Raw genomic sequence first — 16,311 nt, forward strand, 5'->3', positions numbered from 1 at the left:
TAATATCGGTTATTGTTTTACAATATTAGGATATATAAGATAGTAAATATTATCAGTAACGATTGTTACATTACAAAAATTTTTCCAATTGCTCCCTATTTATTTTTATACTGTTTTTATTTAGTTCAATTAAACCATCATTATGCATATTCATTAATTCCCTTGAGATTGATGGTCTAGTTGCACCTAAAAAATCAGCTAATTCCTCTCTTGTAAAATATAATTCTACTTTGCCGTTTTCATTTGACTCTTGAATAAAAAACTTAGCTAATTTTTCTCTAATTGAAAAACTACCAGCAATTAACAATTTTTGATTTAAATAAAAGGCTTTTTGGGACAGAATTAAAAGCATATTATTTATAATTCTTATTTTCAAGGCATCACTATTTTCATCAAATAGCAAGGCCCTTTTAGGAATTTTTATTATTGTGGACTTTTCATTAGAATAACAACTGTAATCATAAATATTATTTTCTAGATATAAATAGACTTCGCCAAAAACAGTTCCCTCTTCTGTAAATTTATTTACAATGGTCCTTTTACCACTTAAACTTGTGTTTTCCACAATAACCGAACCTTTTTCCAGTATAAATAAATATTTCGCTTCATTTCCTTGTAGAAAAACTTCCTCTCTTTTATTTAATAATATTTTTTCCGCATTATTTTCAGAAAGAAATTTCTCAATTTCATAATCTGTAAGATTTTTAAACAAATCACTTTTATTAGGCATATTTTCACCTCTTCCTACTATATTTTATATTAAAAAAAGAGTAATTTACAATAAAATTACCCTAAAAAACCTATTAAAAAAATATAACTGTAGCAATTAAAAGAACAAAACCAATAAATATTGTAGCTAAAAATATATACAATCTTCTTTTATGAAAATCTATCTTTTCCTTATCTTTAATATCAATATTAGAAGGGTATTTTCTCCTGTTAATTAAGTATAAGATAAGTCCCTCGCTGCTTTGTCCGCCTATGGCAATAAAACTCCATAGCTTTGCTCTTTTAATACCCCTATTTTTTGCGTCTATGTATACAATTTTGTTTAAATTATATGCTATACCAATTGCTGATATAAAACATATGAGTAAACTGATTATAATAAAAATATTCATAACAACCTCCTATAATCTTTTTATTATTTGATAAAATATTAATAATGAATTAGCCATAAGCAATACAAATATAAAAAATAAAATTATCTTATTATCCCTTACTAAACTATTAAATAATATTAAAAAACCTATTAGTAAAATAATAAAAACTATGTTTAATAAAATAATTCCAATAAGCTTTTTATTACTTTTTACAATATTCGTACTTTCTTCTAAATGTTTTACCATATTATAATCATCCTTTAATAAGTCATCTAAACTAATATTATAAATATCGCTTAATTTAATTACCGCTACAATGTCCGGATAGGACTTTTCATTTTCCCAATTTGAAATTGTCTGTCTAGTAACATTTAATCTATAGGCAATATCCTCTTGAGTAAAATTTGCATTTTCCCTTGCTCTTTTTAATTTTATTCCTATTTCCATATTCCACTTCCTTTAACTTAATTATGGTCATAAATTTAATATAAGTCTATCAAAAAAATTTAGAATTTTTGCTTTTTTTATGTAAAATTTTTTTGACATGTTGAAAATTACACAAGAAAAAACTTTTTTAGCTTCTTGCAAAATAATATAATTTATAAAAGATACACTATAGAAAGTTTACGGGTTATAGGATATAGATTATACTATACAAGATATAATATAATAATTATTAAAATAACAAATATTATTTTAGATTAATTAAGAAATCATAATTCAGGGAGGATAATATTGAATAAAAAAACGCTTAAGCAATTAATAATAATATGTAGTTTAATAGCAGTTGGTTTTATGTATTTTATTCTATTTAAGACCTCATCTTATACAGATAACCAAGTAGAACAGAATACTAAAGAAGATAAGAAATTATCTAATATATATCCTAAACCATTTTTAAAAGAAGAAGTGAAAAATAGAGTACCGGAAGCTTTAAAAGAATATGTTGATTTAGGACATAGAGGTATTACAGTAGGTATGGGACCATATGATAGTTATAGTAACTACATGTATATGAGAGATATTAAGGCATATGAAAATAATAAAAATGTAAAAATGGATGAAGACGGATTTCCAATGATACTTTATGAAGATGGATACTTTTACAACCCCGTATCTTTTTGTCACTTTACTCTATCTATGTATGCAGATTATTTAAAAACAGAAGATGAAGATTTGAAAGACTACTTTCTTAAATGTGCAGAATTCCTAATAACATTACAAGATAAAGAAGGTGCCTTTCGTTATCCTTTTGAATGGTATAACTATAATAGTGGTGAAACATATCCAAAGGATTGGGTATCATCCATGGCTCAAGGACATGCTTTAAGTGTATATACAAGAGCATATCATTTAACTAAGGATAAAAAATATATAGAAAATGGTAATAAAGTATTTAATTTTATGATAAAACACAAGGATGAAGGTGGAACATTAACAACTTTAGAGGATATAGATCCTAAATATAAAGATCATATATTTTTTGAAGAATATGTATCTACACCGGACAGTTATACTCTAAATGGTTTTATATTTAGTATATTTGGTCTATATGATTGGGCTACATTAAACGAGGATTATCCGGAATTAAAAATAGGTGGTTTGCCTGCCTATTATTTTGAAGAAGGCGTTGAATCTTTAAAACTAATTTTACCCTTATATGATATAGATGGTATGTCAACATATGATTTAGGACATATTGTATACGGAAAAGATGGACATGTAATAGCTTCTTATCATAGTATACACATTATACAATTATCTAATTTGTATTCTGTAACAGGAGAAAAAATATTCCATGATTATCAACGTTTATGGACTTATTATGTGGAGGACTTAGTCTAAAATTTGTATTTTAAAAGCTAATATACTTATATTTGCAACTTTTTGACTTATTAAAACTAGACAAAAAACCTATCTTACTAAATCTTAGTAAGATAGGTTTTTTCTAGTTCTTTAAAAGAATACTCATTTTTCTATATTTATTGTTCTTCCTAAAATGGACCGTATTTAATCATTTGAGCAATAAATACAAAAACAGCCGATTCTAATGTCCATATTATAAATAAGGGCATAAAGAAATTCACCCATTTTTTCCAAGGCACTCCCGCATTTGTAATTTGCTTATTTCAGATTTTAATGATACTATTATTTAAATTTTATTTTGAAAGGAAAGTTATGTTTATATTAGATCCTCCATACATATCTGAAGAATTGAAAGAGTACTTAGTTCAATCTCAGTTACCTGTCTTAGAAAATAATACATCTGTAAATATTTTTAAAAACCAAAAAATTAATCTAGTTAATAAAAATGAATTTTTAGATATTCTTTCCAAGAATAATAGATTTTATACATGTTCAGAAAATTCTCTTGATTGGGTTATAAAAAATATTAATGATAAAAATCTTAACAAATATATAGAGCTTATGAAAAACAAATTCTTATTTAGAAAAACCATTGAAGATGAATATCCAAATTTTTTCTATAAAGAAGCCGATTTAAATAAACTGTCACAAATCAATACCAATAATTTGAAATATCCATTTATACTTAAACCTAAAGTCGGTTTTTTCAGTGTAGGGGTCTACTTAATATCAAACTCAAAAGATTGGAATAATGCAATAAAAGATATTATGGAAAAATCAAAAGAATGGGAAAAAACTTATCCTAAAAGCGTAGTAAATACAGAGTTTATTTTAGAACAGTATATTTATGGTGAAGAATTTGCTATTGATGCTTATTTTGATGAAAATGGAAAAACTGTTATTCTCAATATTTTAAAACATGATTTTGATGGAATTTCCGATGTAAGCGATAGACTTTATTTTACCGGTAAAAGTATTATGGAAAAATATTTAACTGACTTTACAAATTGGTTAAATAAAATTAACGGTTATTTAAATATAAAAAATTTTCCCTTCCATGCTGAAATAAGAATAAATGAAGGTAAAATAACTCCTATAGAATTTAATCCTCTGCGATTTGCAGGATGGTCTTGTACCGATATTTCATACTATGCTTTTGGTTTTCATACTTTTGACTATTATTTAAACAAGAAAACACCAAATTGGAATGAGGTTTTAAAAGATAAAGATAACAGCTACTATACAATTATAGTTATGGATAAAAGTGGAAAGGTCAATCCTAAAGATATTTTTGATTATGAAAAAGCCTCAAAAGATTTAGGAACAATATTAACTCTACGCAAAATAGATTTCTACAATAATCCCATTTTTGGATTTATTTTCTCAAAGATTAATAAAGATGATAAAAATACAATGAAAGAAATTATAAGAAGGGATTTTAATGAATATTTGAAAAAAGCTTAGCTTTAATGTAAGCTTATAAAAAATTTAAATCTAATATCCTTTAAATTTTCAAAAATTACACAACAAAAAACCTTTCTTAGTAAAAAATAATCTTAAGAAAGGTTTTAATCTATTTTATTATTCTTATAAATTCATTAGCCCATTCTACATACTTATATCCAAGAGCTGTTAAAATATTTTCATCCAGCATAAAATCCGGTTCTTTAATCATTTTTTCAACATCCTTGTAACCAATGAGACCCTCCATATCTTCCTCTTTTAATTTTATGTTCTCATCTTCTAAGTACCATTTCTTTTCAACTCCTGCTATAAATTTTCTATTTTTCATTATTCCCGCTTTACATAATGTCATAGGTCCCGATGATATAGCAGCTATTAATTTTTTGTCTTCATTAAATTCCCTTATAATTTTATGAAGTTTTTCATCTTTAAAAAGTATATATTGCCCTTTTGCATATGACCCGGTAATAACTAGTGAATCAAATTCATTAAAATCACATTCATCATAGGTTTTATCAACAATAGTTTGTATACCCTCTTCACAACGATATATTTCCTGACTAGCTCCTATATAAACTACAGGTTTGTTTTCCATCTGTAATTTAGATAGAAGTACTGCAATTTCAAAATTACAAAAATAAGGAAATAGTACTACTGCAGTTTTCTTCTTTTTCATATAACCTCGCCTCTTTTTATTTTAAACTGTATTCCTTTAATAATTAATGTTTTTATATATCTATTTTCTAAAATCTCTTTTCCTACCTATTACTTTATTCATACAATGTTTATGGGGGATACCTGATGAATTACAGGAAAATATATATTCACTACACTCTAAAATCTCCCAATCATCGTAGTAGGTAAATAGTTCCCCTGATTTAAAATAATTAAATATCGGTTCCTTTTCCGGAGGATCATCTATAAAGGGTTTTTTTATAAAAGCATTGTGAACATGTATTCCATTAGGATTTGTATATTCCAGTAAGTTATCCATTATTTTATTACGCATATCTAGCAGCATATATTGAAGTGCTCCTGATGATATTATAATATCGAATTTAGATGCAAGCTTAAAAGCGTTTATATCTGCAATAAACAAATCTACTTCAACCTTATTTTCTTTAGCTAAGTTTTTAGCCTTATTAATTGCCTTATCCGATATATCAAAGGCTGTTACCTTATATCCACATTGAGCCAAAAATACAGAATTTTGCCCTTCTCCACAACCAATATCCAAGACCTTGTATTTTTTAATTGGAGGTTTGTATTTTAAAACATCTAGACTTATTTGTGAATGTTCTTTTCCCCAATAATATTCAGCCTTATCATATTCTTCATTATATATGGTCTTTTCTCCAATATTATATACATAACCTACTATTTGATTAATATCAACTTCAAAAACCGAAGCTAGTTTTTGTAGCATATTAGCGTCCGGTTCTGCTTTTCCCAATTCCCATTTTGAAATTGCCTGTGGTGATATATTCAAAATAGTTGATAACTCCTGTTGAGTAAGTCCTTTTATCTCCCTATATTTTTTAATATTCTCATGTAAATTCATATTCTCACCTCTCTTTTATCCTATTGTAAAATAAGAAAGTATACTAGCAACTATATTTATATATTTTTTTAATATTCAACTTTAAGTTGATTTTACTTAAAAATTTCTAACCATCCCTCATAATAGTCATATCTAACTTCTTCTGTAGCAGATGTTAAATAATTACCAATAATATCACCATATTTGTATCCTAATTCTTCGGCTTTTTCAAAAAACTCATTTTTATTATTTTCCTTTGTCCTATTAGAATTTACCTTTAACAAGCCTTTTAAAAACAATTTTTCTTCTGAATCCCTTTTTCTTAATGGAACTTTGTTTTCTTCTTCCAAACTTAAAATTCCATAGGTTAATTCATAGTCTTTTTTTTCATCTAATAATATTACTATACGATAAGGATTGGATAAATATATTTGTGCATATTCCTTATTTTCAAAATCAAAATAATATATTGGCTTAAATAGATTTTTTTCAATTTCAAATTTACTTTTTTCTAAAGCTCTAAGTCTATTAAGCATTTTCTTTCTATTATCAATTTTATTAACTATTTCTTCTAAATCCTTAATTTCTTTTAAAATTTTATTTTTTCCTTCTTCTAGGCTTTGTTCTAATTCTTCTACATTATAATTTTCATATTCTTTAATTTTTTTTACAGGAATAGATAATTCCCTATAAAAAATTATGTCACAAATATTCATTATAGTTTGAAAAGTTGCTTCTCTATAGTTATTTTCCGGATTTCTTCTAAAGTGAATAAGTCCTTCCTTATCCCAGTATCTTAAAGCAGAAGAAGAAATATCTAAATTTTGGGCAACCTTGCCAATGCTATCCATCTTTTTCATTTTTTCCCTCCTGTTGACCTTAAAGCAACTTTAAGGTGTATAATCCTTATTGTATCATAGGAGGTGAGATATATTGAAGAAAAACATATTGAAGAAAAACTTTTTTAAATACGTACTCCCATCTATGCTAGCATTTGCCTTTTCTGGTCTTTATTCAGTAGTAGATGGTTTATTTATAGGCAGAAGTATTGGTGATTTTGGACTTGCTGCCGTTAATTTTGCTTATCCCTTAACCGTTCTTATTCAAGGAATTGGAACAGGTTTAGGAATTGGTGGTGCTGTTGGGATTTCCATTGCAAGGGGAAGAAGAGAAAGTGAAGAAGAACATAAATTCCTAGGTAACACCATAGTTTTATTATTAATAGCTTGTTTTACTTTAACAACTGTTCTTTTTATTTTTTCAGCTCCTCTTTTAAGAATATTTGGAGCAAAAGACACCACTTATATATACGCTGTTGAATATATAAGAGTAATAATTTTAGGAGCTACTTTCCAAATTTTAGCAAATGGACTAACTCCAATTATTAGAAATTATGGCAAAGCTTTCCTAGCCATGGTGAGTATGATTCTAGGATTTATAACAAATATTGTTTTAGACTGGTTATTTATTGTAAAACTTGGTTATGGAATGAAGGGTGCTGCCTTAGCTACTATTATTGGACAATTTGTTACTATGATTCCTTGCTTGCTATTTGTTATAGCAAAAGTAAAACTAATGTTACCATATCATTTCAGATTGTTGAAAAAATATATAGTAAATATTGTTCAAACAGGACTTTCACCTTTTGGCTCTGCAATGGCACCATATATAGTAATATTAATTATGAATAAATATGCCTTTAATTACGGTGGAGACGAAGCTGTTGCAGCCTATGCAATTGTAAGTTATGTAATGTCATTTATACAATTATTACTACAAGGAATTGGTGATGGTTCTCAACCATTAATGAGTTACTACTACGGAAATAAGGAAGAGAAAAATGTATTAAAAGTAAGAAACCTAGCATATAAGTTCTCAGCTACTGTTGCAGCAGTATGTGTTTTAGCAATAGTATTGTTAAGGAAACAAATACCGGTTATTTTTGGTGCATCTAGTAAAGCATTACCAATAACTGTACAAATATTACCAATATTTGCCTTAAGTTTTTTATTACTAGCATTTTTAAGAATTACAACTTCATATTTCTATGCAACTAAAAATAATGGCTTTTCATATATTTTAATTTATGGAGAACCGGTTATATCCTTTATTCTATTAATATTTGTATTACCTAGAATTTTCGGATTAAATGGAGTATGGTTTACAATACCTTCCACTCATTTACTTTTAGTTATTAGCGGATTTTTCCTGCTGTTAAAGGAAAAAAGTAAACAAGCAAAAAAAGCAATATTAAGTCATTAATGACTTATATTGCTTTTTTATTATTTATTCATTCCATTTTATTTTTTTAAAGGTAAATAAAGATGTAAACCACCAAAATAACCTTAAAGCATTATAACAAATCAGTGGAAAAATCCCTAAAATCAACAATCTAATTTTAAAAGGTAAACTTTTAGCATAATACAAATTGTATATACTTATAATTACTAGAGGAAAAATCATAAAAATAAGATTATATTTTCTTAAACCGTTAATAAAACCATATAGTAAAATCAAGTAAATACTTAATTCAAAAAAGGTCATAAGTAAAAATCTGATTTCCTTTAAATAATCTACATAGGTTGCCTTAGTAAAACCTCTTTTAAAGAGTTCGTCAAATGTACCTCTTTGCCAACGTAACCTTTGATTTATAAGATCTTTAACCGTAGGCATTAAATCAGTATAAACTACACATTCTGTGGATTTTCTAGTTTTCCAACCTAACTTCTTTAAATTTAAGGTCAAGGAATAATCCTCTACCTGTGAACTATTATCCCAAACAGCATTAAATTCTTTACTGACTTCCTCTAATGCTTTTATTCTTAAAAGATTTCCTGTACCGGAAATTACATTGATTTCCTTAGTTACACTAGAATTATGATATTTTATATACTCAAAATGTTGCATCCAATAAAGTATATTTGATTTTTTTATAAGTTTAGGATTTCCAACAAAACTAGAACTTATAGCGGCTACTGAAGGGTTGTTTTCCAATCCACTATAGGTATATTCTAAAAATTTTTCATCTAATTCTGTATCTGAATCCATTTGACAAATATATTTATAATCCTTTCCTCTAAGATTTTCTTTAATCCATGAATATCCAAAATTTAATGCTCCTGATTTTAAATTAGGATTATTCTCCATAAATAATAAAGTATAATTTAAATCGCTTATTTCCAGCATTTTTTTAGTTATTTTTTCAGAAAATCCATTATCTGTCATATTATTAAAGACGATTACTACATGTTTAGGCTTTCTTGTCTGTTTTATAACGGATTTCAAAGTATCTCCAATACGTTTTTCATTTCTATTAGGTATTAAGACAACTATTGGTAGTTCTTCCTTATAAGAATTTTTCTCAACTATTGAAGATAGTAAATTATTATTACTCCAATTCTTTATATAGTTTGTACGAAAAGCTAAACATAATAAAATAACAACTATTGTGCCATTGAGTATATAGGCAAAAAAACTATTTGTTAATATGTTTAATAAAGTTTCCAATATACATTACTCCTTATTTTTTTAATTTATTTAAAATATACAATAGTATATTAATAAATATATAGATAAACCAAATAATTATTTTAACACAACTAATCTCATTTATCTATATATTCTATAAAAAATAAAACATATTAATATACTACAATTTTAGTAATTACTTTTACTAAAACTATTAAATAAAAAAACTATTAGGGCTATCTAATAGTCTTTTATTAAAAATCAAATATAATTTTAACTGCTTACAATATTTTTAGGCTTTTTATTAATCCATGAATATACATTGTCAAAGGTAATTTCAGCCCTTCTTACCATTGCTTCTTCTGTAAAGAAAGCAATGTGTGGGGTTACTATTGTGTTTTTAGCCTTTAATAACTTCTCTTCTCCCTTTAAAGGAGGTTCAATGTCAAAAACATCAATTCCTGCCCCTCCAATAATATTTTCATTTAATGCATCTGCCAATGCATCATTATCGACAATTGGGCCTCTAGCAGTATTAATAAATATAGCGTCATCTTTCATCAATTCAAATTCTTTTCTACCAAATAATTTTCTAGTACTTTCTAATAATGGTAAATGCACTGTAACAATATCGGAAACTTTTAATAATTCTTCTAAGTCTAGGTATTTTACACCGGAAAACTTCAAGCTATTATTTTCATCCTTATCATAAGCTACAACCTTACAGCCAAAGGCCAAGGCGATATTTGCAACATGTTTTCCAATAGCTCCTGTTCCCACCACACCTATTGTTTTTTTATACAAATCCCTGTATCTGTAACCTGCTTTGGTCCTTCCATCCCTTGTAGCCTTATCCATAGGTAAAATATTACGATATAAACCTATAATTAAACCATAGGCTAATTCAGCAACAGATGTAGTACTATATCCGGCAGCATTTGAAACTAAAATATTTCTTTCCCTGCAAGCTTCCAAATCTACATGGTCATAACCTGTAAAGGCAACAGATATCATTTTTAAATTTTTAGCAGTTCTTATAACCTCTCCGGAAAGAAGAGAATTCGCAATAATTAAAATGTCTGTGTCCTTAACTCTTTCCTTAGCTTCCTCATCATCTTTAGCAATAGTATTATATATTTCTAACTCATGTCCCTCGTTAGTAATATATTTTGCCATTTGTTTTAATTTACTATCTTCAACTGATAGCGGTTCTAAAATTGTTATTTTCATACACTTCTCCTTTTTACTTAATAAGATTAATTCCTTACTACTAAGTAATAGTAAACTCCAGCCCTAATTTACAAATATGTACATTGTTTATCTCATTATATAATAAAAAAATGATTTTCATCTAATGCCATAGTCACATATAATAGGGAATTTTATAGAAAATTATATATTATAATTAATTTGAATTCAAACTAATAAAAGTAGGTCCAAAAATTAGTTTTACCCTAACCTTTAGACATACTTTTTAATTCATTTTTATTATGTAAATTCAAATAAATCTTCTACCCTACAATCTAGAACTTTTGCAATATCCATTGCTAGTTTTAATGACGGATTATACTTTCCTCCTTCAAGCCTTAAAATAGTTTCCCTTCTAACATTTACCAAGTCTGCTAATTCCTGTTGGGACATATTTTTAGCTAATCTATACTCTTTTAATCTTGTTATAAGCATATTAATCATTATCCAATTTGAAAAATATTAAAGGATATAGGAAAAACATAGACACCCATATAAATATTCCAACTACCAATGGTATAGTTTTAGATATATTTCTATCTAATAGCAACAATACTAAAAATAATCCAAAAATCAAATAACCCAGCAATATATTCTTTGCTTTTAAAATATTCTCTATTAACCTTTCATCCGGCTTTTGCATATCTATCTTTCTTATAAGTGGAATGGAGAAAAAGGCAAAAAAACTAAAGAAAAAATAATTTGGACTACTATTATATTTAGGAATTAATCCAATTAACCCAAAAAAACCAAATACCCACATATATTTAATATATTTTTCTACAATTTTTTTCATAACTACCTCCTAGATGATAAATACATCACCTAGAATATTTTTTGTCAACAATATTTTATAAATAATATGCTGTAAGTCCTAGAAAATAACATCCCATATAATACATAAATAAGTTAACTAAACTTAACCAATGTTTTTTCTTTGTTCCAAAGTAGACAAAAAACAAGACTATATCTGAAAATAGAAACAATCCAGCCCCTACTGTAAGCAATACTCCATGAGGTTTAATTAAATTCCCCAACATAGCCACTTCTATGGCCTTTGTAGCCATAACACCAATAATCACTGCATATATATTTACAATTTTTTTTAATTTCTTTAGCCTTACTAAATTTCTTTTTTCGCAAAATAAAGCTATTAGAACCAAAATAACAGGAAGGATTAAATCAAACCAAAAAAATCCTATAATAGAATAAAAAATAATACAAAATAGAATATGTGCTAGAGAAAAACTTATAACTCCCGCCTTGAAAAATTTCACATTGACTAAAACCCTATTTTTATTAAATCCTAAAAAAACATCACCGATTAAGCAAAAAACAAGACCTAGAATAAGCAGTAAAAATACTATATTAAAATTTCCGCCACCAAAATAAAAAGACATACAACAATTAAAAATAAATAAAGAACTTGTTAAAGTTTTTACTTTCAAATAAATATCTTTTCTTTTTTTTGAAACCCATAATAAATATATTAATGTAATAATATAAATTATAGAAAAAACAGAAACAAAATATTTCATCCCTAACTCCTTTAGCAAATAGGATATTTACACCAAGTATAACATAATGGAAAAATAATAAAATATCTAATAACTATCCTATTAGAATTATTACAATAATTTAATATTTACTTCTCTTGATTTGTAATGATTACATATTTGTGTTTAGAACATTTTATCTGGGTATATATGTTTTGTAGGAAATTGAATAGATTTTATTTAGGAGGACAAAATGAAAAAATTAAATGTTTATTTATCAAATTTAAATATCGAAATAACAAAGGTTCACAATTTACACTGGAATATAGCCGGAAATGGCTTTATTAATATCCATAATTTTACAGAAGAATTTTATGATGATTTATTTGAAAAATTCGATGAAATTGCTGAACTTATTAAAATGAGAAAGGAATTTCCTTTAGCTTCTGTTAAGGATTATTTAGAAAATGCTACTATTGAAGAAATAGAATCTAGGGACTATAAAAAAGATGAAGTTTTAAATATACTTCTTAAAGATATTAATATTCTTAGAGATTTAGCTGTAGAAATAAGACAAGAAGCTGATGAAAAAGGCGATTTTGTTTTAGTAAGTGTACTAGAAGATCATATTTCAGGATATGACAAAAATATTTGGATGATTTCAGCTATGTTGAAATAATTAAAAATAAAAGCTGTTGTAGAACTAGGAAAAATAGCTTTGCAACAGCTTTTATTTAAATATTAATTTCTTATTTTAAAAGGCTTATATTTTCTTATTCGAATAATAGAAATATTCCCTTATGGAAGATTTCTTATAAAGTAAAACTTAATTATATTTTCATACTAAGGGCAACTTTTCCCTTATCCTTATCTATTCCAATTATTTTCACTTCTACTATATCTGAAACCTTTACTAAATCCTTAGGGTGTTTTATAAATTTTTCAGACATTTCAGATATATGAACAAGTCCATCATTTTTTATTCCTATATCTACAAAGGCACCAAAGTCAACAACATTTCTTACTGTTCCCTTTAAAATCATCCCTTCTTCTAAGTCGTCTATAGATAGTACATCGGAACGAAGTATTGGTTTTGGCATTTCATCCCTTGGGTCACGGCCAGGTTTCTTTAATTCATTTACTATGTCAACTAAGGTTGGAACTCCAACTTCTAATTCCTTAGAAACCCTACTGATTTGAATTTTTTTCAAATCCTGTCCCAATAATTTTTCTGCTATTTCATAACTTTCAGGATGAACTCCGGTATTATCCAATATATTTTCAGATTCCGGTATTCTTAAAAATCCTGCACATTGGACAAAGGCCTTTGGTCCCAATCCTTTTACTTTATTTAATTCTGCTCTATTTTTAAACGGGCCATTTTCTTCTTTATAGGCTACAATATTTTTAGCTACAGATTTACTTATACCTGACACATAGTTTAATAATGCAGGTGATGCTGTATTAACATTTACACCTACAGAGTTTACACAGTCCTCTACTACATTACCTAAGGTTTGCTTTAATTCCTTTTGGTTAACATCATGTTGGTACTGGCCAACGCCTATATGTTGAGGGTCAATTTTTACAAGCTCTGCCAATGGGTCCTGTATTCTTCTTGCTATGGAAATAGCTCCCCTTATTGTTACATCTAGGTCCGGAAACTCCTCGTCTCCAAGTTTTGATGCAGAGTAAATTGATGCTCCTGCCTCATTGACTATTGTATAAAAAAGGTCTTTCTTCCCTAATTCCTCTATTAATTCAGCTACCATGCTCTCTGTTTCCCTAGAAGCAGTTCCGTTTCCAATTGCTATTAAATTTACATTGTACTTATTAATAAATTCAGTTAATACTTTTTTGGATCCTTTAATGTCCTCTCTAGGCTTTGTAGGATATATTGTAGAATAATCCAAGACTTTACCATGTTCAGATATAACTGCGACTTTACAACCTGTCCTATAGCCTGGGTCAAGTCCTATTACTACGGAATCCTTTATTGGTGGCTGCATTAAATAGGGTTTTAAATTACCGGCAAAAACCTCTATTGATTCCTTATCTGCCATTTCCTTTAATTCGTTTTTTATTTCCGTTTCTATTGATGGAAGTAATAGCCTTTTATAGCCGTCCCTTAATGCTTCCTCTAAATATTTATAACCTACATACTCATCATTCATACAAAGTTTAAATAAAATATTTTCTATATTTTCTTCATCGTTAAAATCGTATTTTAATTTTAAAATACCTTCTTTTTCTCCCCTAAACATGGCTAGTATTCTATGAGGTTTTAAATGTTTTATTCTTTCAGCAAAATCATAATACATATCATATGTAGAATCTTCTTTATCCGGTGCTTTTGTTGATATTAGTCCACCGTTTTTATGGGCCTCATCTCTTACAATATCTCTGAATTCCTTTGTTTCGGATATTCTTTCTGCAATTATATCCATTGCACCTTTTAATGCATCTTCTAATGTAGCTACTTCTTTTTCTTCATCTACTAAAGACTCAGCCATTTCTTCAATATCATTATTTTTTGCTTCTAATGACATAATTAAATCAGCTAATGGTTCTAATCCCTTTTCCTTTGCAACAGTAGCCCTTGTTCTTTTCTTTTGCTTGTAAGGTAGGTAAAGGTCCTCTACTTCCTGTATTTTTTCAGCATTTACAATTTCTTTTTTTAATTCTTCCGTTAATTTTCCCTGTTCATCTATTAAACGGATTACATCTTCTTTTCTTTGCTCTAAAGACCTTAAATATGTAAGATGTTCTTCTAATTGACGAAGTTCTGTGTCCGATAAATTTCCTGTTACTTCTTTTCTGTATCTTGAAATAAAGGGAATAGTATTTCCTTCATCAATTAATTTAATTGTATCTTCTACTTGTTTTTCTTTTACTTTTAATAATTCTGCGATTTTTAAGTTGATATTCAAAAGTCCACCTCATATTTTTACTAATTCTCTACTAAAATAATCTTATATATATTTATAGGATGCAGAAAGCTGCATCCTATTTATCTTTTTGCTTTATAGCATTAAGCTTTAAATATTCGTTAATAAAATCATCAATATCCCCATCCATAACCCGTTCTATATTTCCAACTTCATAATTAGTTCTATGATCTTTTACTAATGTATAAGGATTAAAAACATAGGAACGAATTTGGGAGCCCCAAGCAATTTTATTATACTTACCTTGTATATCTTCAATTTTTTCACGATTTTCTTCTTCTTTTATTGCAATAAGTCTTGCCTTTAACATTGACATAGCAGTTTCCCTATTGCTTATTTGACTTCTTTCCGACTGACACTGAACTGTTACACCTGTTGGAATATGTGTTATTCTAACGGCTGAATCCGTTGTATTAACATGTTGTCCACCGGCTCCACTTGCCCTATAGGTATCTATTCTTAAATCATGTGGATCTATTTCAATTTTATCCGTATCTTCAATTACCGGATAAACATCTACACTGGCAAAGGAAGTATGTCTTTTTTTATTTGTATCAAAAGGCGATATTCTAACAAGTCTATGAACTCCCTTTTCAGATTTTAAATAACCATAGGCATTATACCCCTTAACAAGCATTGTTACGGATTTTATTCCACCTTCTGTATCACGGTTATAGTCCGTTATTTCATGGGAAAAACCATGGTCATCCATCCACCTGGTATACATCCTTAAAAGCATTTCCGTCCAGTCTTGGGCTTCAGTTCCACCAGCTCCTGAATTAATTGAAAATATTGCATTATTTTTATCGTATTCCCCACTAAGCATAGTTTCTATTTTAAAATCTTCCAATACTTTTTCTATTTTTTTCAAAGTATTTTCAATTTCCTTATCATATGCTGTTGTGTCTTCCTCTTTTACCATTTCAAGAAGAACTTCAACTTCTTCTAATTCCTCTTGAATTTTATAAAATTTTTCCGCCTTTTCTTTTTTAACCTTTAGGTCGTCAAAAAGATTTTGGGCCTTATTACTATCGTCCCAAAATCCTTCTTCCATGGTTTTTTCTTCTAAGGCTTTTATATCTTCTTTAAGTTTAGGCAAGTCAAAGTGAATCACCTAACTCCTTTAATGTTTCTTCTAAATAAGAAATTTCTTCATGTACTGCATATAAGTCCATTTT

17 protein-coding genes are annotated in these 16,311 nt (G+C 27.5%); 4 read left to right on the forward strand and 13 right to left on the reverse strand.

Translation table 11 applies throughout. From position 1 onward, the window contains the following. Positions 1 to 70: 70 nt before the first annotated feature. The 3 genes from JFY71_RS01645 to JFY71_RS01655 form a co-directional block, all read right to left on the reverse strand. Positions 71 to 730: a Crp/Fnr family transcriptional regulator gene (locus tag JFY71_RS01645; protein ID WP_243661313.1), complete on the reverse strand. Its 660-nt coding sequence runs from the start codon at positions 728 to 730 to the stop codon at positions 71 to 73. A 73-nt stretch (positions 731 to 803) separates the two neighbouring features. Then, entirely contained in the window at positions 804 to 1,121 is a 318-nt protein-coding gene (locus tag JFY71_RS01650; RefSeq protein WP_243661314.1) for a hypothetical protein, read from the reverse strand. A gap of 9 nt (positions 1,122 to 1,130) precedes the next feature. Next, a complete protein-coding gene (locus tag JFY71_RS01655) occupies positions 1,131 to 1,550 on the reverse strand; it encodes a helix-turn-helix domain-containing protein (protein WP_243661315.1) in 420 nt (139 codons plus the stop codon). Positions 1,551 to 1,838: 288 nt separating this feature from the next. Between JFY71_RS01655 and JFY71_RS01660 the strand changes: the two genes are divergently transcribed. Both JFY71_RS01660 and JFY71_RS01665 read left to right on the forward strand, forming a co-directional pair. Next, positions 1,839 to 2,948 (forward strand): D-glucuronyl C5-epimerase family protein, encoded by a 1,110-nt coding sequence (locus JFY71_RS01660; RefSeq protein ID WP_243661316.1) that lies wholly within the window; start codon positions 1,839 to 1,841, stop codon positions 2,946 to 2,948. Between the two features lie 333 nt (positions 2,949 to 3,281). Continuing rightward, positions 3,282 to 4,433 (forward strand): ATP-grasp domain-containing protein, encoded by a 1,152-nt coding sequence (locus tag JFY71_RS01665; protein ID WP_243661317.1) that lies wholly within the window; start codon positions 3,282 to 3,284, stop codon positions 4,431 to 4,433. Between the two features lie 109 nt (positions 4,434 to 4,542). Here the strand turns inward: JFY71_RS01665 and JFY71_RS01670 are convergent, their stop codons facing one another. From JFY71_RS01670 to JFY71_RS01680, 3 genes are all read right to left on the reverse strand, one after another. Beyond that, positions 4,543 to 5,109, reverse strand: coding sequence for a DJ-1/PfpI family protein (locus JFY71_RS01670; RefSeq protein ID WP_243661318.1), 567 nt, complete (start codon positions 5,107 to 5,109; stop codon positions 4,543 to 4,545). A gap of 60 nt (positions 5,110 to 5,169) precedes the next feature. After that, entirely contained in the window at positions 5,170 to 5,994 is an 825-nt protein-coding gene (locus JFY71_RS01675; protein WP_243661319.1) for a methyltransferase domain-containing protein, read from the reverse strand. 92 nt (positions 5,995 to 6,086) lie between these two features. Further along, the gene (locus JFY71_RS01680; protein WP_243661320.1) at positions 6,087 to 6,833 is read right to left on the reverse strand and encodes a MerR family DNA-binding transcriptional regulator; all 747 of its coding nucleotides are present in this window, start codon (positions 6,831 to 6,833) and stop codon (positions 6,087 to 6,089) included. A 73-nt stretch (positions 6,834 to 6,906) separates the two neighbouring features. On the opposite strand from JFY71_RS01680, the gene JFY71_RS01685 reads away from it, so the two are divergent. After that, positions 6,907 to 8,235, forward strand: coding sequence for an MATE family efflux transporter (locus tag JFY71_RS01685; protein WP_243661321.1), 1,329 nt, complete (start codon positions 6,907 to 6,909; stop codon positions 8,233 to 8,235). Positions 8,236 to 8,259: 24 nt separating this feature from the next. Here the strand turns inward: JFY71_RS01685 and JFY71_RS01690 are convergent, their stop codons facing one another. From JFY71_RS01690 to JFY71_RS01710, 5 genes are all read right to left on the reverse strand, one after another. Further along, entirely contained in the window at positions 8,260 to 9,480 is a 1,221-nt protein-coding gene (locus tag JFY71_RS01690; protein ID WP_243661322.1) for a glycosyltransferase family 2 protein, read from the reverse strand. A gap of 234 nt (positions 9,481 to 9,714) precedes the next feature. Further along, complete coding sequence (locus JFY71_RS01695) at positions 9,715 to 10,671, reverse strand: NAD(P)-dependent oxidoreductase (RefSeq protein WP_243661323.1); 957 nt, start codon at positions 10,669 to 10,671, stop codon at positions 9,715 to 9,717. Positions 10,672 to 10,929: 258 nt separating this feature from the next. After that, a complete protein-coding gene (locus JFY71_RS01700) occupies positions 10,930 to 11,124 on the reverse strand; it encodes a helix-turn-helix transcriptional regulator (protein WP_243661324.1) in 195 nt (64 codons plus the stop codon). Position 11,125: 1 nt separating this feature from the next. Further along, the gene (locus JFY71_RS01705) at positions 11,126 to 11,485 is read right to left on the reverse strand and encodes a DUF3796 domain-containing protein (RefSeq protein WP_243661325.1); all 360 of its coding nucleotides are present in this window, start codon (positions 11,483 to 11,485) and stop codon (positions 11,126 to 11,128) included. A 55-nt stretch (positions 11,486 to 11,540) separates the two neighbouring features. Next, positions 11,541 to 12,227, reverse strand: coding sequence for a lysoplasmalogenase (locus tag JFY71_RS01710; RefSeq protein WP_243661326.1), 687 nt, complete (start codon positions 12,225 to 12,227; stop codon positions 11,541 to 11,543). A gap of 211 nt (positions 12,228 to 12,438) precedes the next feature. Between JFY71_RS01710 and JFY71_RS01715 the strand changes: the two genes are divergently transcribed. Continuing rightward, positions 12,439 to 12,864, forward strand: a complete 426-nt coding sequence (locus tag JFY71_RS01715; protein WP_243661327.1) for a Dps family protein — start codon at positions 12,439 to 12,441, stop codon at positions 12,862 to 12,864. A gap of 151 nt (positions 12,865 to 13,015) precedes the next feature. Here the strand turns inward: JFY71_RS01715 and JFY71_RS01720 are convergent, their stop codons facing one another. Then, the gene (locus JFY71_RS01720; RefSeq protein ID WP_243661328.1) at positions 13,016 to 15,115 is read right to left on the reverse strand and encodes a Tex family protein; all 2,100 of its coding nucleotides are present in this window, start codon (positions 15,113 to 15,115) and stop codon (positions 13,016 to 13,018) included. Positions 15,116 to 15,191: 76 nt separating this feature from the next. Next, a protein-coding gene (prfB, locus tag JFY71_RS01725; RefSeq protein ID WP_243661329.1) for a peptide chain release factor 2 occupies positions 15,192 to 16,308 on the reverse strand; the annotation gives its coding sequence in 2 pieces (ribosomal slippage) (positions 15,192 to 16,235 and positions 16,237 to 16,308; 1,116 coding nt in all). Between the last annotated feature and the right edge of the window lie 3 nt (positions 16,309 to 16,311).

The sequence above is a fragment of the Miniphocaeibacter halophilus genome, assembly GCF_016458825.1.
Classification (GTDB): Bacteria; Bacillota; Clostridia; order Tissierellales; family Peptoniphilaceae; genus Miniphocaeibacter; species Miniphocaeibacter halophilus.

Bases quoted from the DNA above. Each gene is read 5' to 3' on its own strand.
- JFY71_RS01650 (WP_243661314.1), bottom strand. From the start codon at position 1,121: ATGAATATTTTTATTATAATCAGTTTACTCATATGTTTTATATCAGCA.
- JFY71_RS01680 (WP_243661320.1), bottom strand. From the start codon at position 6,833: ATGAAAAAGATGGATAGCATTGGCAAGGTTGCCCAAAATTTAGATATT.
- JFY71_RS01695 (WP_243661323.1), bottom strand. From the start codon at position 10,671: ATGAAAATAACAATTTTAGAACCGCTATCAGTTGAAGATAGTAAATTA.
- JFY71_RS01665 (WP_243661317.1), top strand. From the start codon at position 3,282: ATGTTTATATTAGATCCTCCATACATATCTGAAGAATTGAAAGAGTAC.
- JFY71_RS01705 (WP_243661325.1), bottom strand. From the start codon at position 11,485: ATGAAAAAAATTGTAGAAAAATATATTAAATATATGTGGGTATTTGGT.
- JFY71_RS01715 (WP_243661327.1), top strand. From the start codon at position 12,439: ATGAAAAAATTAAATGTTTATTTATCAAATTTAAATATCGAAATAACA.
- JFY71_RS01710 (WP_243661326.1), bottom strand. From the start codon at position 12,227: ATGAAATATTTTGTTTCTGTTTTTTCTATAATTTATATTATTACATTA.
- JFY71_RS01675 (WP_243661319.1), bottom strand. From the start codon at position 5,994: ATGAATTTACATGAGAATATTAAAAAATATAGGGAGATAAAAGGACTT.
- JFY71_RS01645 (WP_243661313.1), bottom strand. From the start codon at position 730: ATGCCTAATAAAAGTGATTTGTTTAAAAATCTTACAGATTATGAAATT.
- JFY71_RS01700 (WP_243661324.1), bottom strand. From the start codon at position 11,124: ATGCTTATAACAAGATTAAAAGAGTATAGATTAGCTAAAAATATGTCC.
- JFY71_RS01655 (WP_243661315.1), bottom strand. From the start codon at position 1,550: ATGGAAATAGGAATAAAATTAAAAAGAGCAAGGGAAAATGCAAATTTT.
- JFY71_RS01670 (WP_243661318.1), bottom strand. From the start codon at position 5,109: ATGAAAAAGAAGAAAACTGCAGTAGTACTATTTCCTTATTTTTGTAAT.